The organism is Klebsiella pneumoniae complex sp. WS1778 (assembly GCF_049472055.1).
Taxonomy (GTDB): Bacteria; Pseudomonadota; Gammaproteobacteria; order Enterobacterales; family Enterobacteriaceae; genus Klebsiella; species Klebsiella quasipneumoniae.
Genome location: NZ_JBKGTJ010000006.1, coordinates 80,472 through 100,471, shown reverse-complemented (window position 1 = coordinate 100,471; position 20,000 = coordinate 80,472). Strand labels below are relative to the sequence as shown.

At 58.9% G+C, this 20,000-nt stretch carries 19 protein-coding genes; 14 read left to right on the top strand and 5 right to left on the bottom strand.

Going from position 1 to position 20,000, the window contains the following annotated elements:
* Window positions 1–2 precede the first annotated feature (2 nt).
* Window positions 3–1,274: a murein hydrolase activator EnvC gene (gene envC, locus ACLEXF_RS21975; RefSeq protein ID WP_004205048.1), complete on the top strand. Its 1,272-nt coding sequence runs from the start codon at window positions 3–5 to the stop codon at window positions 1,272–1,274.
* Window positions 1,275–1,277: 3 nt separating this feature from the next.
* Window positions 1,278–2,234, top strand: a complete 957-nt coding sequence (locus ACLEXF_RS21970; RefSeq protein ID WP_004205049.1) for a divergent polysaccharide deacetylase family protein — start codon at window positions 1,278–1,280, stop codon at window positions 2,232–2,234.
* Window positions 2,235–2,239: 5 nt separating this feature from the next.
* On the opposite strand, the gene ACLEXF_RS21965 is transcribed toward ACLEXF_RS21970, so the two are convergent.
* The 3 genes from ACLEXF_RS21965 to kbl form a co-directional block, all read right to left on the bottom strand.
* Complete coding sequence (locus ACLEXF_RS21965; protein WP_017900043.1) at window positions 2,240–3,028, bottom strand: glycosyltransferase family 2 protein; 789 nt, start codon at window positions 3,026–3,028, stop codon at window positions 2,240–2,242.
* A gap of 169 nt (window positions 3,029–3,197) precedes the next feature.
* The gene (tdh, locus tag ACLEXF_RS21960) at window positions 3,198–4,223 is read right to left on the bottom strand and encodes an L-threonine 3-dehydrogenase (RefSeq protein ID WP_004205051.1); all 1,026 of its coding nucleotides are present in this window, start codon (window positions 4,221–4,223) and stop codon (window positions 3,198–3,200) included.
* 12 nt (window positions 4,224–4,235) lie between these two features.
* Entirely contained in the window at window positions 4,236–5,429 is a 1,194-nt protein-coding gene (gene kbl, locus ACLEXF_RS21955; RefSeq protein ID WP_017900044.1) for a glycine C-acetyltransferase, read from the bottom strand.
* Window positions 5,430–5,642: 213 nt separating this feature from the next.
* Between kbl and rfaD the strand changes: the two genes are divergently transcribed.
* Genes rfaD through ACLEXF_RS21930 form a run of 5 tightly spaced genes read left to right on the top strand, consistent with a single transcriptional unit; the run spans window position 5,643 to window position 10,672 of the window.
* Window positions 5,643–6,575 (top strand): ADP-glyceromanno-heptose 6-epimerase, encoded by a 933-nt coding sequence (rfaD, locus tag ACLEXF_RS21950; RefSeq protein ID WP_004205054.1) that lies wholly within the window; start codon window positions 5,643–5,645, stop codon window positions 6,573–6,575.
* Window positions 6,576–6,583: 8 nt separating this feature from the next.
* Window positions 6,584–7,642: an ADP-heptose--LPS heptosyltransferase RfaF gene (gene rfaF, locus ACLEXF_RS21945; RefSeq protein WP_004205055.1), complete on the top strand. Its 1,059-nt coding sequence runs from the start codon at window positions 6,584–6,586 to the stop codon at window positions 7,640–7,642.
* A gap of 3 nt (window positions 7,643–7,645) precedes the next feature.
* Window positions 7,646–8,617, top strand: a complete 972-nt coding sequence (gene rfaC, locus ACLEXF_RS21940) for a lipopolysaccharide heptosyltransferase RfaC (RefSeq protein ID WP_407259556.1) — start codon at window positions 7,646–7,648, stop codon at window positions 8,615–8,617.
* Window positions 8,617–9,525, top strand: a complete 909-nt coding sequence (locus ACLEXF_RS21935) for a hypothetical protein (protein ID WP_064189825.1) — start codon at window positions 8,617–8,619, stop codon at window positions 9,523–9,525. Before rfaC ends, ACLEXF_RS21935 begins: the two co-directional genes overlap by 1 nt.
* Window positions 9,503–10,672, top strand: a complete 1,170-nt coding sequence (locus ACLEXF_RS21930) for an O-antigen ligase family protein (protein WP_017900046.1) — start codon at window positions 9,503–9,505, stop codon at window positions 10,670–10,672. Before ACLEXF_RS21935 ends, ACLEXF_RS21930 begins: the two co-directional genes overlap by 23 nt.
* 44 nt (window positions 10,673–10,716) lie before the next feature.
* On the opposite strand, the gene ACLEXF_RS21925 is transcribed toward ACLEXF_RS21930, so the two are convergent.
* Both ACLEXF_RS21925 and ACLEXF_RS21920 read right to left on the bottom strand, forming a co-directional pair.
* Window positions 10,717–11,796, bottom strand: coding sequence for a glycosyltransferase family 9 protein (locus ACLEXF_RS21925; RefSeq protein WP_017900047.1), 1,080 nt, complete (start codon window positions 11,794–11,796; stop codon window positions 10,717–10,719).
* Between the two features lie 18 nt (window positions 11,797–11,814).
* Window positions 11,815–12,777 (bottom strand): polysaccharide deacetylase family protein, encoded by a 963-nt coding sequence (locus tag ACLEXF_RS21920; RefSeq protein WP_012540311.1) that lies wholly within the window; start codon window positions 12,775–12,777, stop codon window positions 11,815–11,817.
* Window positions 12,778–12,888: 111 nt separating this feature from the next.
* On the opposite strand from ACLEXF_RS21920, the gene rfaQ reads away from it, so the two are divergent.
* From rfaQ to coaD, 7 genes are all read left to right on the top strand, one after another.
* Window positions 12,889–13,965: a putative lipopolysaccharide heptosyltransferase III gene (gene rfaQ / locus ACLEXF_RS21915; RefSeq protein ID WP_017900048.1), complete on the top strand. Its 1,077-nt coding sequence runs from the start codon at window positions 12,889–12,891 to the stop codon at window positions 13,963–13,965.
* Window positions 13,962–15,089 (top strand): glycosyltransferase family 4 protein, encoded by a 1,128-nt coding sequence (locus tag ACLEXF_RS21910; RefSeq protein ID WP_043522726.1) that lies wholly within the window; start codon window positions 13,962–13,964, stop codon window positions 15,087–15,089. The genes rfaQ and ACLEXF_RS21910 overlap by 4 nt, the downstream gene beginning before the upstream one ends.
* 2 nt (window positions 15,090–15,091) lie before the next feature.
* The gene (locus ACLEXF_RS21905; RefSeq protein ID WP_048326050.1) at window positions 15,092–16,186 is read left to right on the top strand and encodes a glycosyltransferase; all 1,095 of its coding nucleotides are present in this window, start codon (window positions 15,092–15,094) and stop codon (window positions 16,184–16,186) included.
* 29 nt (window positions 16,187–16,215) lie between these two features.
* Entirely contained in the window at window positions 16,216–17,205 is a 990-nt protein-coding gene (locus ACLEXF_RS21900) for a glycosyltransferase (RefSeq protein WP_004205064.1), read from the top strand.
* A gap of 91 nt (window positions 17,206–17,296) precedes the next feature.
* Window positions 17,297–18,571, top strand: a complete 1,275-nt coding sequence (gene waaA, locus ACLEXF_RS21895) for a lipid IV(A) 3-deoxy-D-manno-octulosonic acid transferase (RefSeq protein WP_004205065.1) — start codon at window positions 17,297–17,299, stop codon at window positions 18,569–18,571.
* Window positions 18,571–19,347, top strand: coding sequence for a glycosyltransferase family 2 protein (locus tag ACLEXF_RS21890; protein ID WP_023319330.1), 777 nt, complete (start codon window positions 18,571–18,573; stop codon window positions 19,345–19,347). The genes waaA and ACLEXF_RS21890 overlap by 1 nt, the downstream gene beginning before the upstream one ends.
* Window positions 19,344–19,823 carry a pantetheine-phosphate adenylyltransferase gene (gene coaD, locus ACLEXF_RS21885; protein WP_004205067.1) on the top strand — a complete coding sequence of 160 codons (480 nt, stop codon included), beginning with the start codon at window positions 19,344–19,346 and terminating at the stop codon, window positions 19,821–19,823. Before ACLEXF_RS21890 ends, coaD begins: the two co-directional genes overlap by 4 nt.
* The last annotated feature ends 177 nt before the right edge of the window (window positions 19,824–20,000 follow it).

Genomic DNA, 20,000 nt, shown 5'->3' with positions numbered 1-20,000 from the left:
CCATGAGGGGAAAGGCGACGTATTCAACTACATGGATCGCAACGGCAGTTCGATCCGTCCTTTACGCCAGCGCGCTCAGCGCTGGCGTATTACTGTGCGCGTCATCTGCGCACGCCGACGATCGCGATCAGCTTAAGTCCATCCAGGCCGACATCGCCGCCAGGCAGCGGGCGATTAAGCAACAGCAGCAGCAGCGCGCAAGCCTGCTCGCCCAGCTCAAAGCGCAGGAAGAAGCGATCGCCGCCGCGGCCCGCAAACTGCGCGAAACCCAGGACAACCTGAACCAGCTCAATAAGCAGATTGACGAAATGAACGCCTCTCTCGCCAAGCTGGAGCGCCAGCGCGCGTCTCAGGAGCGTAACCTCGCCGCGCAGCTTGACGCCGCGTTCCGCCAGGGGCCGCATACCGGCATCCAGATGGTGCTGAGCGGTGAAGAGGGCCAGCGCAATCAGCGGATGCAGGTCTACTTCAGCTATTTCAACCAGGCCCGTCAGGAAACCATCGCGGAACTGAAGAAAACGCGCGAAGAGATGGCGGTGCAAAAGTCGATGCTCGAAGAGAAGCAGAGCCAGCAGCAGACGCTGGTCTACGAGCAAAAAGCTCAGCAGGCGAAGCTGGAGCAGGCGCGTAACGAACGGAAAAAGACCCTTTCCGGACTGGAATCCTCCATTCAGCAAGGTCAGCAACAGTTAAGTGAATTGCGGGCTAACGAATCGCGCCTACGCGGTCGTATCGCCCAGGCGGAGGCTGCCGCCAAAGCCCGAGCCGATCGGGAAGCACGCGATGCGCAGGCGGTGCGCGACCGCCAGCAGGAAGCATCGCGCAAAGGCACCACCTATAAACCAACGGAAAGCGAGCGTTCGCTGATGTCACGCACCGGCGGGCTGGGCTCGCCGCGCGGTCAGGCGTTCTGGCCGGTTCGCGGTCCGCTCCTTCATCGATATGGCGAACAGCTGCAAGGTGAACTACGTTGGAAAGGGATGGTTATCGCCGCGTCTGAAGGCACCGAAGTCAGAGCCATTGCCGATGGTCGGGTCATTCTGGCCGACTGGCTGCAGGGCTATGGTCTGGTGGTGGTGGTCGAGCATGGCAAAGGCGACATGAGCCTGTATGGCTATAACCAAAGCGCGCTGGTCAGCGTCGGTACGCAGGTGCGTGCCGGTCAGCCTATCGCGCTCGTAGGCAGCAGCGGCGGTCAGGGCCGTCCGTCGCTCTATTTCGAAATTCGCCGCCAGGGTCAGGCGGTCAATCCACAGCCGTGGTTGGGAAGATAAGTTTTGCTTCAATTTCGCGCAATTGCTCTTGCCGTAGCCGGTTCGCTGGCTCTGGCGGCGCCAGCGTTCGCTGGCAAACTCTCCATCGTTATTGACGATTTTGGCTACCGCCCGCAGACCGAAAATCAGGTGCTGGCGCTGCCGTCCACTATCTCCGTCGCCGTGCTGCCGAACGCGCCGCACGCCCGGGAAATGGCCACGAAAGCGCATAATCTGGGCCATGAAGTGCTCATCCACCTGCCGATGGCGCCGCTCAGCAAACAGCCGCTGGAAAAAGACACCCTGCGTCCCGAAATGAGCAGCGAGGAGATCGAGCGCATCATTCGCGAAGCTTACGGCAAAGTCCCCTACGCCGTCGGGCTGAATAACCATATGGGCAGCGCGATGACCTCCAACCTGTTTGGCATGCAGAAGGTGATGCAGGCCCTGGAGCGCTACAATCTCTATTTTCTCGACAGCGTGACCATCGGCAATACCCAGGCCATGCGCGCCGCGCAGGGCACCGGGGTGAAGGTGATTAAGCGCAAGGTGTTTCTTGACGATACGCAGAATGAAGCCGATATCCGCACCCAGTTCAACCGCGCCATCGCCCTGGCGCGACGTAACGGTTCTGCGATAGCCATTGGCCATCCGCATCCGACGACGGTGCGGGTGCTGCAGCAGATGGTCTATAACCTGCCGCCGGATATCACGCTGGTGCGCCCGAGCAGCCTGCTCAACGAGCCGCAGGTCGACAATTCGACGCCAAACTACGCTCAGCCGCCCGCGCAACAAACGGCGCCGCAGCAGCAGAAGCCGCGTAATCCGTTCCACGGCGTGAAGTATTGCAAGCCGAAGCGCCCGCTGGAGCCCGTGAACGCCAGCCGCTTCTTCACTATCCTCAGCGACAGCATCAGCCAGAGCGCGCTGGTCCAGTACTATCGCCTCAAATGGCAGGGCTGGGACAATCCCGGCAACTAGACCACTCAGGGGTCCGTTCGCTTTTGCGCGACGGGCGCCTGGTTATCTTCGTGGGCGTACCACGCCTTAAAATATTTGAGAAAGCTATAAAACGTGGCGTACAGGCCGGTGACCACGCCGACTTTGCCATAGCGCCACGCCCCGCTGAACAGATACCATTTAAAGAAAGCGCCAATCGCGCTGACGATCCCCCGCGCCAGCGAAGGTTTGATCTGCTGGTGCTTCACCAGCCGGGTGGTATAGCTGTTCAGCTTATTAAACACTTCATGCAGCGAATAAAAGGTGTCATGGCGTACAAAGCCCGGCAGCCTGACGGATCGCGCGTGTCCAACCACCTGGTCATCCACCGGCCGGTCGTTAAATCGCGCCTGCTGGCGGTTAAAGAGGCGCACCGGGTAATCCGGCGAGGAAATGGGGTAGATCGTCCGCACCTGCTTGCCGAGGACAAACCAGTAGCGCGGCAAACGCCAGGCGCATGCCGGGTCAGGCTCCTCCCCCGCTTTTAACGCCTGAATGGCCGACACGACGTCGTTATCAAGAATTTCATCGCTGTCCATGCACAGCACCCAGTCATGGCTGGCCAGCCCAATGGCATAGTTCATCTGCGCGCCGTGGGCTTTATAGGCATGGTGATGGACGGTGAGACCAAACTGCTGACAAATAGAGACCGTTTCGTCGGTGCTACCGGAGTCGACGACAATACACTCATCGGCCACCCTCAGCAGCGGGGGCAGCACCTCCATGAGCAGACGTGCAGAGTTACAGGTCAGTAAGCATACGGAGAGTTTAAGCATGATAGTTACAAAGTTAAACCGCGACTAAACACACTGTATAAGCGAATAACCGTAAAATCGATGTAGAAATTGTGCGCTTGATATTAAGCAGGCTAAAAATGTTATCCAAATCTAAATTAAGGCGCCCGCAGGCGCCTTTTTTGCTGGTTTTTACAACAGACCGGAGGCGTTATTCCCAGCTCAGAACCACTTTACCGGACTGGCCGGAGCGCATGGCGTCAAAACCCTTCTGGAAGTCGTCAATGCCGAAGCGGTGGGTGATGATCGGTGAAAGATCCAGACCAGACTGGATCAGCGCCGCCATCTTGTACCAGGTTTCGAACATCTCGCGGCCGTAGATCCCTTTGATAAACAGCCCCTTAAAGATGACCTTGGTCCAGTCAATGGACATATCTGACGGTGGAATACCCAGCATCGCGATACGACCGCCGTGGTTCATGGTATCCAGCATGCTGCGGAACGCCGGCGGCGCGCCGGACATCTCCAGGCCCACGTCGAAACCTTCGGTCATCCCCAGCTCGGCCATCACGTCATTGAGGTTCTCTTTCGCCACGTTCACCGCGCGAGTGACGCCCATTTTGCGCGCCAGCTCAAGACGGTACTCGTTAACGTCAGTGATCACCACATTACGCGCGCCGACGTGTTTCGCCACCGCCGCCGCCATCACGCCGATCGGGCCGGCGCCGGAGACCAGCACGTCTTCCCCCACCAGATCGAAGGAGAGCGCAGTGTGCACAGCGTTGCCGAACGGGTCGAAGATAGACGCCAGGTCATCAGAGATATTGTCGGGGATTTTAAAGGCGTTAAAGGCCGGGATCACCAGATACTCGGCAAAGCAGCCCGGGCGGTTGACGCCCACGCCGATGGTGTTGCGGCACAGGTGGGTACGGCCCGCGCGGCAGTTACGGCAGTGGCCGCAGGTGATATGCCCTTCGCCGGAGACGCGGTCGCCAATCTTAAAGCCGCGCACTTCCTGGCCAATCCCCACCACTTCGCCGACATATTCGTGCCCGACCACCATCGGTACCGGAATAGTCTTCTGCGACCACTCATCCCAGTTGTAGATGTGCACGTCGGTCCCGCAAATGGCGGTCTTGCGGATTTTAATCAGCAGATCGTTATGGCCGACTTCCGGTTCCGGTACGTCGGTCATCCAGATGCCTTCTTCCGCTTTCAGTTTGGATAACGCTTTCATCTCACACCCTTATTAGGCGATGACGCCCAGTTGTTTACCGATGCGGGTAAAGGCTTCCACCGCACGCTCAATTTGTTCAGGGGTATGCGCCGCCGACATCTGGGTGCGAATACGCGCCTGGCCTTTCGGTACCACCGGATAGAAGAAGCCGGTGACATAGATCCCTTCTTTCTGCAGCTCGCGGGCAAAGTTCTGCGCCACCACCGCTTCGCCCAGCATCACCGGAATGATGGCGTGGTCGGCGCCCGCCAGGGTGAAGCCTGCCGCGGTCATTTTTTCACGGAACAGACGCGCGTTGGCCCACAGGCGATCGCGCAGGTCTGCACCCTCTTCGACCATCTCCAGCACTTTGATGGAGGCGGCCACGATGGCCGGCGCCAGAGAGTTGGAGAACAGATACGGACGGGAACGCTGGCGCAGCCACTCGACCACCTCTTTGCGTGCGGCAGTGTAGCCGCCGGAGGCGCCGCCCAGCGCTTTACCCAGCGTGCCGGTGATAATGTCGACGCGACCCATCACGTCGCAGTATTCGTGGGAGCCGCGGCCGTTTTCGCCGACGAAGCCGACGGCGTGGGAGTCATCGACCATCACCAGCGCATCGTATTTATCCGCCAGATCGCATACGCCTTTCAGGTTGGCGATCACGCCGTCCATCGAGAAGACGCCGTCGGTGGCGATTAACACGTGACGCGCCCCGGCGTCGCGGGCTTCTTTCAGGCGCGCTTCCAGCTCCTGCATGTCGTTGTTGGCATAGCGGAAGCGTTTCGCTTTACACAGGCGTACGCCGTCGATGATAGAGGCATGGTTCAGGGCGTCGGAGATAATGGCGTCTTCCGGGCCGAGCAGCGTTTCAAACAGGCCGCCGTTGGCGTCGAAGCAAGAGGAGTAGAGGATCGCGTCTTCCATACCTAGGAAATCCGCCAGCTTCTTCTCCAGCTGCTTGTGCGTATCCTGGGTGCCGCAGATGAAGCGTACCGAGGCCATCCCGAAGCCGTGGCTGTCCATACCGGATTTCGCCGCGTCGATCAGCGCCGGGTGGTTGGCCAGACCCAGATAGTTATTGGCGCAGAAGTTAATCACGTGGCTGTCGCCGACGGTAATGTCCGCCTGCTGCGCCGAGGTGATGATGCGCTCTTCTTTAAACAAGCCTTCGGCCCGAGCGGTCTCCAGATTGCTAGTTAACTGTTTGTAGAAATCACCACGCATTGCAACTCTCCAGATTCGGCAAAATTTGGCACATATTACCCAAAGCTATACGCTGATACGAGATGATGCATGCCTGAATGAATTATTTGCAGCATAAATCACGTCAGCCCAGCACCTTATTCTGCGAATGGCTGTAGGCTTGCTCATGTGGTGATATGATATGAGCATTCATGTCCGGATTGTCTCCGGGCTCTCAACTTCAAAGGTACAGTTATGATCATCGTAACCGGCGGCGCAGGCTTTATCGGCAGCAACATCGTTAAAGCGCTGAACGACAAGGGCATTACCGACATTCTGGTTGTCGACAATCTGAAAGACGGCACCAAGTTTGTGAACCTGGTTGACCTGAACATCGCTGACTACATGGATAAAGAAGACTTTCTGATCCAGATTATGGCAGGCGAAGAGTTCGGCGACATTGACGCTATCTTCCACGAAGGCGCGTGCTCTTCCACCACGGAGTGGGACGGCAAGTACATGATGGACAACAACTATCAGTACTCCAAAGAGCTGCTGCACTACTGCCTGGAGCGCGAAATTCCGTTCCTGTACGCCTCTTCGGCAGCCACCTACGGTGGACGCACCAGCGATTTCATCGAGTCCCGCGAGTACGAGCAGCCGCTGAACGTCTACGGCTACTCCAAATTCCTGTTCGATGAATACGTCCGTCAGATCCTGCCTGAAGCCAATTCGCAGATCGTCGGCTTCCGCTACTTCAACGTCTACGGGCCGCGCGAAGGCCACAAAGGCAGCATGGCGAGCGTCGCTTTCCACCTCAACACCCAGCTGAATAATGGCGAAAGTCCGAAACTGTTCGAAGGCAGCGACGGCTTCAAGCGCGACTTCGTCTACGTCGGCGACGTGGCTGACGTCAACCTGTGGTTCTGGGAAAACGGCGTTTCCGGCATCTTCAACCTCGGCACCGGCCGCGCGGAATCCTTCCAGGCCGTCGCCGATGCGACCCTGGCGTACCACAAAAAAGGCAGCATCGAGTACATCCCGTTCCCGGACAAACTGAAAGGCCGCTACCAGGCGTTCACCCAGGCGGATCTGACTAACCTGCGTAAAGCGGGCTATGACAAACCGTTCAAAACCGTTGCCGAAGGCGTAACGGAGTATATGGCCTGGCTGAATCGGGGCGCGTAAGAGATAACATGAAAATTCTGGTGGTAGGCCCGTCTTGGGTGGGCGACATGATGATGTCGCAAAGTCTTTATCGTACGCTCAGGGCGCGCTATCCCCAGGCGATTATCGACGTGATGGCGCCTGCCTGGTGCCGTCCGTTGTTATCGCGCATGCCGGAAGTGAACGAAGCGATCCCGATGCCGCTGGGCCACGGCGCGCTGGCTATCGGCGAACGCCGCAAGCTCGGGCACAGCCTGCGCGAGCGTCGCTACGATCGCGCTTACGTGCTGCCGAACTCGTTTAAATCGGCATTAGTCCCCTTCTTTGCCAACATCCCGCTGCGCACCGGCTGGCGCGGCGAGATGCGCTACGGCCTGCTCAACGACGCCCGGGTGCTGGACAAAGACGCCTGGCCGCTGATGGTGGAACGCTACGTGGCGCTGGCCTACGACAACGGCGTGATGCGCTGCGCCAAAGATCTGCCGCAGCCGCTGCTGTGGCCGCAGCTGCAGGTCAACGAAGGGGAAAAGTCGCAGGCCTGCAGCGCCTTTAACCTGTCCAACGATCGGCCGATCATCGGCTTCTGCCCCGGCGCGGAGTTCGGCCCGGCAAAACGCTGGCCGCACTATCACTATGCTGCGCTGGCGAAAAAGCTCATCGACGATGGTTATCAGATCGCGCTATTTGGCTCGGCAAAAGATAACGAGGCCGGCAAAGAGATCATCGCCGCCCTCAGCAGCGAGCAGCAGGCCTGGTGCCGGAATCTGGCGGGTGAAACCCAGCTGGAGCAGGCGGTGATCCTGATTGCCGCCTGTAAAGCGGTGGTGACTAACGATTCGGGGCTGATGCACGTCGCCGCGGCGCTGGACCGCCCGCTGGTGGCGCTGTATGGCCCGAGCAGTCCGGACTTTACCCCGCCGCTGTCGCATAAAGCGCGCGTGATCCGCCTGATTAGCGGCTACCACAAAGTGCGCAAAGGCGATGCCGCCGAAGGCTATCATCAGAGCCTGATCGACATTACGCCAGAGCGCGTCCTGCAAGAGCTGAATGAATTGTTGACGGATAAAACCGGACACGAGGAAGCGTAGCGGATGCGGGTATTGATTGTAAAAACCTCATCGATGGGCGACGTGCTGCACACGCTGCCCGCGCTGACCGACGCCGCGCAGGCTATCCCCGGCATCCGCTTCGACTGGGTAGTGGAAGAAGGCTTCGCGCAGATCCCCTCCTGGCATGAAAGCGTCGAGCGGGTGATCCCGGTGGCGATCCGCCGCTGGCGTAAAGCCTGGTTCTCCGCGCCGATCAAAGCGGAGCGTAAAGCCTTTCGCGAGGTCGTCCAGGCGGTAAAGTATGACGCCATCATCGACGCCCAGGGGCTGGTGAAAAGCGCTGCGCTAGTCACCCGCCTGGCGCACGGCGTCAAGCATGGTATGGACTGGCAAACGGCCCGCGAGCCGCTGGCCAGCCTGTTTTACAACCGCCGCCACCACATTGCGAAACAGCAGCACGCCGTGGAACGTACCCGCGAGCTGTTCGCCAAAAGTCTCGGCTACGCGAAACCCCAAACCCAGGGGGATTACGCCATTGCGCGCCATTTCCTGCAGCACGAGGCTAGCGCTGCCGCCCCCTATCTGGTGTTCCTGCACGCCACCACCCGCGACGATAAGCACTGGCCGGAAAACCGCTGGCAGGAGCTGCTCGATCTGCTGGCCGACAGTGGCGTCCGCATTAAGCTGCCGTGGGGCGCCCCGCACGAAGAGGCGCGGGCGAAGCGGCTGGCGGAAGGCCGGGAGTATGTTGAAGTGCTGCCGCGCATGAGCCTTGAGCAGGTAGCGCAGGTTCTGGCCAGCGCCCGGGCCGTCGTCTCGGTCGATACCGGCCTCAGTCATCTGACCGCCGCGCTGGATAAACCGAACTTCACGCTTTACGGCCCGACCGATCCGGGGCTGATTGGCGGATACGGTAAAAACCAGCACATCGTGCGGCCGGAAAACAGCGCCAGCACCGGCGATATTACCGCCAGCCAGGTTCATCTTCTTCTGCACAATCAGGGGCTGCTCTGATGGGATCCCTGTTTAAGCAGATCTATCGCTACACCCGCCCTCGCGCTTATCGTCACAATGAAAATCTGTGGCCTTTTACCCGCATCACTCGCGCGCCGAGCGGCGAAATCAGCGCCTTGCGCTATAAAGGGAAAACGGTGCCGCTGGTCAGCCTGAGCGCGCTGAAAAACAGCATGCAGGGTGAAGTCCTGCTGACCGCCACCGGCCCTTCGACCCGCAATATCGATTTTTCCCTGTTGTCGAAAACGATCCCAGTGATGGGCGTCAATGGCGCCTGGCATCTTGCCGACCGCCTGCACTTTTCGCTCTATACCATCGTCGACATGGAGTTTTTCGATAAGAAGCCGGACATTATCCGCGCTATCGTCAGCCAACCGGACATTCTGCTGTTCACCACCATGCATGGGATCGCCAAAATCGTCGATCGCTATCCGGACGCGCTGCGCTGCCGTTTGGCGTTGATTGAGGACGGTTGCTATAAGATTTACCAGCCTAAAGTCGCCAGCGAAGCGATAAAGCGCACTTACCAGCAGAATACGGCGATGTGCTTTCATCCCCAGCGCCCGGATATCTGTTTTAGCACCGATATTCGCCAGGGCGTCTTCGATGCCGGTACGGTGGTCTACTGGGCGCTGCAAGTTCTCGCCTGGCTGGGCTTCAATACTATCCTGGTGAGCGGCCTGGATATGACCAATTTTAACCAGCCGCGATTCTACGAAACACAACAAGAAAAATTGCCTTCTTACCTGGCAACAAAAGTGGATACCCTCGTCATGCCCTCCTTTGCGCATGCCGCGCAGGTACTGCAGCAACGCCAGATCCGGGTGATTAATTTTTCCCCAGAAAGCGCTGTACCGGATACTATTTTCGAAAAGGTTGCGTTTAATGAGTACTTTAAAAGTGAGTAACTTCGCCCGACAGGGTTACTCGATTGTCTTTCCTTTGTTTTTATTTTTCAGCGCGATTTTTTGTATGTCCACCCGGACCAATAATCTGCTGCATTTATCGATCCTGCTGCTGTTGCTGTCGCTGGTACGCCAGGAAAATCGCCAGGCGCTGGCCGACGTGTTACGCGAGCAGTGGCAGACCTGGACGCTGCTGGCGGCCTTCTTTACCTATTACGCCCTCAGTAACCTGTGGGGCCATACGCCGCAGCATATTGATTCGCCGATCACCCACGGTGTGTATCTGACGGGCTATCTGTTGCTGATGGCGATGCTGCTTAGCGACGAACGAACCCGCCGCCTGGCCATGCTGGCGGTGGTTGGCGGGATCACCGTGCTCTCGCTGTGGACGCTGATGTTCGACCACACGCTGGTCCTCACCGAACGAGCGGTCTCCCCCGAGAACCCCGGGCCAACAAACGTTATCGACCTTGCCGGATACTGCGGCATCGGCATCTTAATCTGCGGCATGCTACTGAAAGAAAAAGCCAGCCACTGGCTCTATCTGCCGGTGGCCATCATGCTGGTGATGATGCTGCTGACCCAAAGCCGCGGGCCGATCATCGCCCTGGTGCTGGCGGTCGGCTGTACGCTGCACCTGCACGTCTTCACCCGCCGCAACCTGCTGATCGCCGCGGCGCTGGCCGTGCTGGTGGCTCTGCTTTTGGTCATGACGCCGGTGGGCGACATGCTGCTCGCCCGTTTCGAAGAGTTGGGCACCCAAAGCGGGCTGCGTCTGAGTATCTGGCACCATACGCTGTCGGAGATGGCCAGCCAGCCCTGGCTGGGACGCGGTTTCAGCTATGAACTGGATTTCATCAACTACAGCGGCGAACACATCACCACCACCCACAGCGTGTATATGGGCGCGCTGCTGAAAGGCGGCATCGTGGGTTTACTGCTGCTGCTGGCGGTCATTGCCTGCGGACTCTGGCAGGCGTGGCGCAAGCGCCGCTCCGACAGCCGCTACAGTCTGGCGATCCTGTTTTACGCTCTGGTGTTTATGGCCTCGCAGGGGATGTTTATCATCAGCAACCCCCGGGAGACCTGGGTGCTGTTCTGGCTGCCGCTGGGCATTGCGCTCAGCAAAGGGCTGGCGGAAAAGCGTTAACAAAAAAGGGCCGCTGACGGCCCTTTTTTATAGTCACTTTTATATTAACTGCGGGCGGCGACCAGCCGGTCGGCCTGCTCTTTAATCACCGGCCACACCGACTCAATCGCCACATCGGCGACATTCGCTTCTTCACAGACGATCTGCCTCGCTTTGTCATAGCCCGGCGCCCAAATATGATAGCCGGGCAGCCCGGTATCCTTGAGTTTACGTTTGTTATAGACCGCCACCATCGGTTTATCGAAGGCGCGGGCGATATGCACGATCGAGGTGTCCGGCGTAATGACTAAATCACAGCTGCGGATCACCTCCACGGCGGAGTTGATGGTGCTGTCGGCGATGTACAGCGCCATATCCAGCCCCAGCTGCTGAATCTTCTCACTGCGCCCCACCATCACGATACAGACCCGGTAAGGCAGAGCATGTAGCCGCTCGACCAGGGTCGCCACCTGATGACGACAGAAGTCTTTATCTTCGGAGGCGGTAAAAGGGTTAATGGCGATGCGCAGTGCGACCTCTCCGGCCTGGGAAAGCAAGCGCGCCACCTTCTCCCGCTCATGGCGACAGCCAGGGAGATGATAGTCGTATGGCTGGTCGTCAACGACGCCAAAAAGCTTCACCACCTGTTTATAGCGCTGGGAAATATGGCTGTTGCTGTCAAAAAAAGCGATCGAATGATCGTAAAGTTTATAGGGCTCTTTATTAAACCCAATCACGCTGGTCGCCCGTAAATCGGCGAGTAATTTAAAACGTTCATAGCTGGTCACGTCATCAAAATCGATAACCGCATCAAAACCCGCCGCCCGTAACGTATTTAAGGGCATGCGTGGTCGATATAAATATACTTGCTCGATGAATTCTGAGCCGGCTAATATTTCGCAGCATATTGGTCCGGTTAACACCGAAACCTGATATCCCCGTTCGGCCAGTATTCTGGCGCAGCCGGTGGTCACCACCATATCGCCGACTTTATCGTCCAGACGCAATAGCAGCACGCGGCGCACGGGGACCGGGTCGAAGGGTTTGCGCGCCGGCTTATTTCTGTATCGATAGTTAATTAAATTAAATTTAATGCCGCGGAAAAAAGCGTTCTTTTTCCGCGTCAATTGTTTAAGGATACGCATACGGTACCTTGAGCTGTGTTAGCGCTGTGTGATTTTCCGCTGGTAATATTCTGCCAACGTCATGCCCTTCACCTGCGGCGCCAGCCAGCTAAAAAAGGCTTCAAGGTCAGCGTATAAACGCTCAATATCCCGTTCATTCTGGAACGTGGGGCTGCCGCCGGGCATATACTCTGAAGAGTGGAGCATATATTCCACGTAGTCATTGCCCTGCGTCAACGTTTGTTCGACGACTTTTTTCATCGTCTCCACGTTGCCGCCCATCGGACGCAGCCAGTGTACGGAGGGAGAACGCACTTTGCCGCGCAGGCGGTCGTAGCCCTGCTTCACGCTGTTCATCCACGCGGAGTGCTTGTACTGAATGCTCATCGGCACTTCCAGCAGCGGCGAGTGGCCTTCGCGGCTGATGTCATTTTCATCGAGAAAATAGGCATGCTGCGGGAAGCGGCGATAATCGGTCCCGCCATCGCCCTGCGGCGCCCCCTTGGCGGTCTTCCAGTTCACCCGTGGGGTCACCGAGCAATCCACCTGATAACCGTGCTCCACCAGCAGACGCGCATAGCGCTCGTCAAAGGCCCAGCGCCCGGCGCGATGGCTAACCATTTTGGTCTGGAAGGTGTCCTCCAGCAGATGCGTCATATAGTCGACCTTTTCACGCATCATGGCATCGCTGTATTCAATGAGATAAGGCTTATGCCGCCAGTCGTCGGCGGTCAGCGGCTCGGTCGGCGGGCTGTTCCAGGCATGCAAATGCATACCGACTTCCGCGGTGCCGCGGGCAATCACGTCTCTGGCGAATTCGATATAAAAGGGGTCGATGGCCATTTCATAGTTGGTCAAATAGACCGGTTTAAAGCCATACTTTTCGCAAAGCTGCTGAAAACGCGGGAGATAACGCGCATTCTCGGTGGTGATGCTGTCATGTTTTTGCCAGAGGTTATCGCCCTCTGTATCAATCGTGATGAGAAATGCGGGATTGTGCACGAAAACGTCCTCAGGCCATACGTATCGGGTCATGGTAGAGCAATACAACGCTTCTCTCAATCTGTCTGATCCCCTAGAATCGGAACCCTTATCCTGGATGAAGAACAGAGTATGACGCCTGAAACCCTCTCCCGCAGCCCCTTGAACCCGGCGCGGATCCTGGTCATTAAGCTGCGCCATCATGGCGACATGCTGCTGATCACCCCGCTTATTCACGCGCTGAAACAGCAGTACCCCGCCGCCTGCGTGGATGTCCTGCTGTATGAAGAGACCCGGGATATGCTCGCCGCCAACCCCGATATTCACCAAATTTATGGTCTCGACCGCCGCTGGAAAAAGCAGGGGAAAAAGCATCAGTTGAAGATGCAATGGCAGCTCATTCAGACGCTGCGCCAGCAGCGATACGATATGGTGCTTAACCTTGCCGACCAGTGGCCGAGCGCGATTATCAGCAAACTGACCGGCGCCGCGACGCGGATCGGCTTTGATTTTCCGAAGCGTCGCCACCCGTTCTGGCGCTATTGCCACACCGCGCTGGCCGCCACCCAACAGCATAATCAGCTGCATACGGTACAGCAGAATCTCTCTATCCTCGCTCCGCTCGGTATCCAGTTGAACGACGCGCCGGCGCGGATGGGCTACAGCGAAGCAGACTGGGCCACCAGCCGCGCCCTGCTGCCGGAGGACTTCCGGGATAACTACATCGTCATCCAGCCAACGTCGCGTTGGTTCTTTAAATGCTGGCGCGAAGATCGGATGAGCGCCCTGATCAACGCGCTGTCCGCCGAAGGGTACGCGGTGGTGCTCACCTCCGGCCCCGACGACAGAGAGAAGCAGATGGTGGAGACTATCATCGCCGGCTGTCCGCAGGCGCGGCTGCACTCTTTAGCCGGTCAGTTAACGCTGCGCCAGCTGGCGGCGGTGATCGATCACGCCCGGCTGTTTATCGGCGTCGACTCGGTGCCGATGCATATGGCAGCGGCTCTCGGCACCCCGCTGGTCGCCCTGTTCGGCCCCTCGAAGCTGACCTTCTGGCGTCCGTGGCAGGCGAAAGGCGAGGTGATCTGGGCCGGCGACTTCGGACCGCTGCCCGACCCGGACGCCATCAACACCAACACCGACGAACGTTATCTCGATTTAATTCCTACCGACGCCGTGATCGCGGCGGCGAAAAAGGTACTGGCATGAGTAAATTCAGGCTGGCTCTGGTGCGGCAGAAGTACCGCCCGGACGGCGGCGCAGAACGGTTTGTCTCCCGCGCGCTGGAAGCCCTCGACAGCAGTCATCTGCAGCTGAACGTCATCACCCGCGAATGGCAGGGGCCGGTCAAGCCCGACTGGCAGATCCATATCTGTAACCCACGCAAATGGGGGCGCATCAGCCGCGAGCGTGGGTTTGCCAACGCCGCGCGAGCGCTCTGGCAGCGCGAGTCCTTCGACCTGGTGCAGAGCCATGAGCGTATTCCCGGCTGCGATCTCTACCGCGCCGGCGATGGTGTTCATCGCCGCTGGCTGCAACAGCGCTCGCGCATCTTACCGGCCTGGAAAAGCCGCCTGCTGTTCGCCGACCGCTACCACCGTTATGTGATGAAAGCGGAACGGGAGATGTACGAAGACCCGCATCTGCGCGGGGTGATCTGCAACGCCGAGATGATCAAGCGCGAGATCATTGAAGACTTTGGCCTGCCGGCGGACAAGATCCACGTTATCTATAACGCCATTGATAACCAGCGTTTCCTGCCGCCGGGCGAAGACACCTTTGCCGCCTTACGCGCCAAATGGCAGTTGCCGCTGCAGGCAACCTGCCTGATTTACGTCGGCTCCGGCTTTGAGCGTAAAGGGCTGGCGGCGGCGATCCGCGCCATCGCCCCGACCGATCGCTATCTGCTGGTGGTTGGCAAAGATAAGGATCAGCCGCGCTACCAGGCGCTGGCGAAGAGTCTCGGCTGCGAAGCGCGAGTGCGCTTCTTCGGCATGCAGTCGGAGACGCTGCCGTTCTATCAGATGGCCGATGGCCTGCTGCTGCCCACCCTCTACGATCCGTTCCCCAACGTCATCCTCGAGGCAATGGCCTGCGGTCTGCCGGTGATCACCACCACCGGCTGCGGCGGGGCGGAGTTTATCGTCAACGGCCACAACGGTTATGTCTGCGACGCCCTGGATATCCCGGCGCTGCAGCAGGCGGTGATGGCCCTGCCCGCCCGCGCGCTGGGCTCCGCGGAAGGCGACCGCGCCCGCGAGCGCATCATGGCCTGCACCAGCGAGCGCCTCTCCACCCAGCTGCTTTCCCTTTATCAGGATCTGGTGAAATAACGATGCGCATCTTATTTGTGATTGACGGATTGCCCGGCGGCGGCGCGGAAAAAGTGGTCCTGACCCTGGCAGCACAGTTCCTGCGCGACGGCGATCGGGTATCACTCATTTCGCTACGCGACGTCTGCGAGTACCCCTTGCCCGAGGGGCTCGACTACCAGGTGGTGGCCGATCGCTGCCGCAAACCCTGGCGCAAGCTGACCGAGCTGTCCCGCCGCGCCCGCCAGCTGGACGCCGCGGTCATCCGGGCCGAGCAGCAGGGACAATTTGACCTTGTACTCTCCAACCTGCATAAAACCGACCGCATCGTCGCCCGCAGCCGGGCGCTGCGCGAGCGCAACGTCTGGTTCTGCCTGCACGGCGTCTTCTCGGCCTCTTATCTCGGTCACCGTACCGGCTTTGACCGCTGGATGAAGCAGCAGAAAATTAAGCAGATTTACCAAGGGCGCAACGTGGTGGCGGTTTCCGATGCCGTGGGGCGCGATCTGGTGGAAGCCTTCGCCCTGCACCCGGCGCAGCTGAAAACCATCTATAACCCCTTCGATATCGCCGCCCTGCGCGCAGAAGCGGAAGCCGACAGCGAGCGCCCGGACGGCGACTACCTGATTCACGTCGGCCGCTTCCATCCCGGTAAACGTCACGACCGCCTGCTCGAAGCCTACGCGCAAAGCGGCATTGACGCGCCGCTGGTGCTGTTAGGACAGGGGAAACCGGAGCAAGAGCAACGCCTGCGCCAGCTGGCCAAAACGCTTGAGATTGAAGACCGGGTGTGGTTCAAGGGTTTTCAGAAAAACCCCTTACCGTGGATCAAAGGCGCGCGGATGCTGGTTTTGAGCTCGGATAGCGAAGGATTCGGCAATGTGGTAGTGGAGGCGCTGCTGTTACATACCCCGGTCGCCAGCACCCGCTGTCCCGGCGGCGTCACCGAGATCCTGACCGGCGAACTTGCCCGCGGTCTGGCGGATCTCACCAGTCCGGCGCTGGCTCAGACGATGCAAAGCATTTACCATAACCCGCCGGCCATCGACGATGCCGCGCTGGAAAAATTCAGCGTCGTGTCCATTTGTCAGCAGTACCGTCAGCTGCAGCGCACCTGACGCCGTTAGTTAACCAGGATCGAAGATTTATGAGTCAAACGCCTTTACTGAGCATCGTGGCTGCCGTCTACAACGGTGAGAAATTTCTTGCGCAATTCTTTGAGTGCATTGAACAGCAGCAGCTGGACAGCTATGAACTGATCCTGGTGAACGATGGGTCGACGGACAACAGCCTGGCGGTGATCGCCGAATGGCGGGATCGGCTGCAGAACGTCCAGGTGCTGGAGCAGGAAAACCAGGGCGTCTCGGTCGCGCGTAATACCGGCCTCGCCGCCGCCAGCGGCAAGTACCTCGCGTTTCCGGACATCGACGATAAACTCTATCCGGGCATGTATCGCACGCTGCTGGAAATGGCCGAGAAAGCACATCTCGATGTCGCCACCTGCAACGGCACCTACGTGTACGAAAAGCGCCGCGAGAGCCACCCGATCTTCCCGCTGGATCGCTTGCCCTCGACCGGCGTGTTGCCGGGCCATGTCTGGCTCAAGCAGGCCCTGGACTCGCGGAAATTTCTGCACGTCACCTGGCTCAATATCTATCGCCACGATTTTATCCGCCAGCATCACTTCCATTTCGAGCCCGGCCTGCGCCATCAGGATATCCCGTGGACCACCGAGGCGCTGCTGGCCGCGGAGCGCGTGCAGTACACCAGTCAGCAATTCTATGATTACTACATCCATTCTGAGTCGGTATCGCATAAGCCGGACAACGACGACACGCTGATGCGTTCGGCGCGCCATTACATGAAAATTCTGGAGATGCTGGAGGCGATCAACCAGCGTTACCCGGATAAAGTGCGCCATATCGCCGCCTGTCGCTGGCAGATCGCCAAAGAAGGCCTGGGGATCATCCACACCTTCGACAGCATGAAAGATGAGTCGAAAAAGCATGTTATTATTAAAGAATTCTTCGACCGCGGTATCTGGCGGTTAATCTGGAAAAACGCCTGTACTTTCCGTTTACGCTGGCGCCTGGGACGCCGTTATCTGCGTATTAAGCGTTATCGCCACGCGGGATAGACCAAAAACCCGCTGTTTCCGCCAAAGAGATAGCTTTACGCGGGCTAAATGCTTAGAATTTGCCCGCCAAAACAGAGAACGGATAAATAGTTTGGAATTGCTTTATACCACCCTACTTTACCTTATTCAGCCGCTGGTGTGGCTGCGGCTGCTGCTGCGCAGTCGTAAGGCTCCTGCCTACCGTAAACGCTGGGCGGAACGCTATGGCTTCTGTCAGAACAAGGTAGAGCCGGATGGCATTCTGCTGCACTCCGTTTCCGTCGGCGAGACCTTAGCCGCCATTCCGCTGGTTCGCGCCCTGCGCCACCGCTACCCTTCTCTGCCGATCACCGTCACCACCATGACGCCGACCGGCTCCGAGCGCGCCATGTCGGCCTTCGGCAAAGATGTCCATCACGTCTATCTGCCCTACGATCTGCCCGGCGCCATGAACCGCTTCCTGGACACCGTTCAGCCGAAGCTGGTGATCGTCATGGAGACCGAGCTGTGGCCGAACATGGTGGCCGCGCTGCATAAGCGTAAGATCCCGCTGGTGATTGCCAACGCCCGCCTGTCCGAACGTTCCGCCAAAGGCTATGCCAAACTGGGCGGCTTTATGCGCCGCCTGTTGAGCCGTATTACGCTTATCGCCGCGCAGAATGAAGAAGATGGCAACCGCTTCCTCGCGCTGGGACTGAAGCGCAATCAGCTGGCGGTCACCGGCAGCCTGAAATTCGATATCTCCGTTACGCCAGAGCTGGCGGCGCGCGCGGTGACGCTGCGTCGGCAATGGGCGCCGCACCGCAAAGTCTGGATTGCCACCAGCACCCACGATGGCGAAGAGCAAATTATCCTCCAGGCGCATAAAAAGCTGCTGGAGACCTTTCCGAACCTGCTGCTGATCCTTGTTCCCCGCCATCCGGAGCGCTTCCCTGACGCCCGCGACATGGTGCAAAAAGCCGGAATGAGCTTCACTCTGCGCAGCACCGGCGAGATCCCCTCCTCCAGTACCCAGGTGGTCATTGGCGATACCATGGGCGAACTGATGCTGCTCTACGGCATTGCCGACCTCGCTTTTGTCGGCGGCAGCCTGGTGGAGCGCGGCGGCCATAACCCGCTCGAGCCGGCGGCGCACGCCATTCCGGTGCTGATGGGGCCGCATACCTTCAATTTCAAAGATATCTGCGCCAAGCTGCAGCAGGACGATGGCCTGATCACCGTCACCGACGCGAACTCGCTGGTCAAAGAGGTTTCCACGCTCCTGACCGATGAAGACTACCGCCTGTGGTATGGCCGTCACGCGGTGGAAGTGCTGCACCAGAACCAGGGCGCGCTGTCGCGTCTGCTACAGTTACTGCAACCTTACCTGCCGCAGCGGAGTCATTAATGTCTAACCGGCTTTCCGTGGTGATGATCGCCAAAAACGCAGCGGACCTGCTGCCGGATTGTCTGGACTCCGTTAGCTGGGCGGATGAAATTATCGTCCTCGACTCCGGCAGTACTGACAGCACCGTCGAGCTGGCTCGCCGCCTCGGGGCGCAGGTCTATACCCATACCGACTGGCGAGGCTATGGCATTCAGCGCCAGCGCGCGCAGGACTACGCCACCGGCGACTGGGTGTTGATGATCGATACCGATGAGCGCGTCACGCCAGAACTCAGGCAGGCTATTCTTAAGGTACTGGAAGCCCCGCAGCGCGGCGCCATCTACAGCATCGCCCGCCGTAACTATTTTCTCGGACGCTTTATGCGCCACAGCGGTTGGTACCCCGATCGCGTCCTGCGCCTGTACGAACGCGCCCGTTACCGCTATAACGATAATCTGGTCCATGAATCGCTGGATAGCCTGGGCGCCGAGGTCATTCCGTTGACCGGCGATCTCCTGCATCTGACGTGCCGCGACTTCGCTGGCTTCCAGCAAAAACAGCTGGCGTATGCCGCCGCGTGGGCGCTGGAACGCCATCAGAAGGGCAAGAAGACCTCGATGGCGGGGATATTCAGCCATACGCTGGGGGCGTTCCTGAAAACGCTGCTGCTGCGCGGTGGGGTGCTGGACGGCAAGCAGGGCTGGTTACTGGCGATGGTCAACGCGCAGTATACGTTTACAAAATATACCGAGCTGTGGGCGCTGAGCCACGGCTACTCGGAGAAAGAGTCATCATGAGCACAAAAGCGATCTATCCGGGTACCTTCGATCCCATCACCAATGGCCATATCGATATTGTCACCCGCGCGGCGAGTATGTTCGATAAAGTGGTGCTGGCTATCGCCGCCAGCCCAAGCAAAAAGCCGATGTTCAGCCTTGATGAACGCATTGCGCTGGCGGAGCAGGCGACGGCCCACCTGGTGAACGTGCAGGTGGTCGGCTTTAGCGACCTGATGGCCAGCTTCGCGCGCGCGCAGCAGGCCAATATCCTGATCCGCGGCTTGCGGGCGGTGGCGGATTTCGAGTATGAGATGCAGCTGGCCCATATGAACCGCCATCTGATGCCCACCCTTGAGAGCGTGTTCCTGATGCCATGCAAAGAGTGGTCGTTTATCTCCTCTTCGCTGGTGAAGGAAGTCGCGCGCCACCAGGGCGATGTCTCTCATTTCCTGCCAGCCAACGTCCACCAGGCGCTGTTGAATAAGCTGAAGTAACGCATCTGCTGGGGCGTGAGCCACGCGGGCTGGCGCTGCGCTGCTGGGCCATCCACACCGGCTCTGTCTCTGTCTTGATGCCAGGTGGCGCTGCGCTTACCTGGCCTACAAACGCCCCGGGTCCGCCAGATGCGCACCCGCAGTTTCGCTGACCTGGCCGACAATCATTCCTGTTCC

Excerpts from the sequence above, each read along its gene's own strand:
- envC (WP_004205048.1), top strand. The coding sequence starts at position 3 with ATGAGGGGAAAGGCGACGTATTCAACTACATGGATCGCAACGGCAGTT.
- ACLEXF_RS21965 (WP_017900043.1), bottom strand. The coding sequence starts at position 3,028 with ATGCTTAAACTCTCCGTATGCTTACTGACCTGTAACTCTGCACGTCTG.
- tdh (WP_004205051.1), bottom strand. The coding sequence starts at position 4,223 with ATGAAAGCGTTATCCAAACTGAAAGCGGAAGAAGGCATCTGGATGACC.
- kbl (WP_017900044.1), bottom strand. The coding sequence starts at position 5,429 with ATGCGTGGTGATTTCTACAAACAGTTAACTAGCAATCTGGAGACCGCT.
- rfaD (WP_004205054.1), top strand. The coding sequence starts at position 5,643 with ATGATCATCGTAACCGGCGGCGCAGGCTTTATCGGCAGCAACATCGTT.
- rfaF (WP_004205055.1), top strand. The coding sequence starts at position 6,584 with ATGAAAATTCTGGTGGTAGGCCCGTCTTGGGTGGGCGACATGATGATG.
- rfaC (WP_407259556.1), top strand. The coding sequence starts at position 7,646 with ATGCGGGTATTGATTGTAAAAACCTCATCGATGGGCGACGTGCTGCAC.
- ACLEXF_RS21935 (WP_064189825.1), top strand. The coding sequence starts at position 8,617 with ATGGGATCCCTGTTTAAGCAGATCTATCGCTACACCCGCCCTCGCGCT.
- ACLEXF_RS21930 (WP_017900046.1), top strand. The coding sequence starts at position 9,503 with ATGAGTACTTTAAAAGTGAGTAACTTCGCCCGACAGGGTTACTCGATT.
- ACLEXF_RS21925 (WP_017900047.1), bottom strand. The coding sequence starts at position 11,796 with ATGCGTATCCTTAAACAATTGACGCGGAAAAAGAACGCTTTTTTCCGC.
- rfaQ (WP_017900048.1), top strand. The coding sequence starts at position 12,889 with ATGACGCCTGAAACCCTCTCCCGCAGCCCCTTGAACCCGGCGCGGATC.
- ACLEXF_RS21910 (WP_043522726.1), top strand. The coding sequence starts at position 13,962 with ATGAGTAAATTCAGGCTGGCTCTGGTGCGGCAGAAGTACCGCCCGGAC.
- ACLEXF_RS21905 (WP_048326050.1), top strand. The coding sequence starts at position 15,092 with ATGCGCATCTTATTTGTGATTGACGGATTGCCCGGCGGCGGCGCGGAA.
- ACLEXF_RS21900 (WP_004205064.1), top strand. The coding sequence starts at position 16,216 with ATGAGTCAAACGCCTTTACTGAGCATCGTGGCTGCCGTCTACAACGGT.
- ACLEXF_RS21890 (WP_023319330.1), top strand. The coding sequence starts at position 18,571 with ATGTCTAACCGGCTTTCCGTGGTGATGATCGCCAAAAACGCAGCGGAC.
- coaD (WP_004205067.1), top strand. The coding sequence starts at position 19,344 with ATGAGCACAAAAGCGATCTATCCGGGTACCTTCGATCCCATCACCAAT.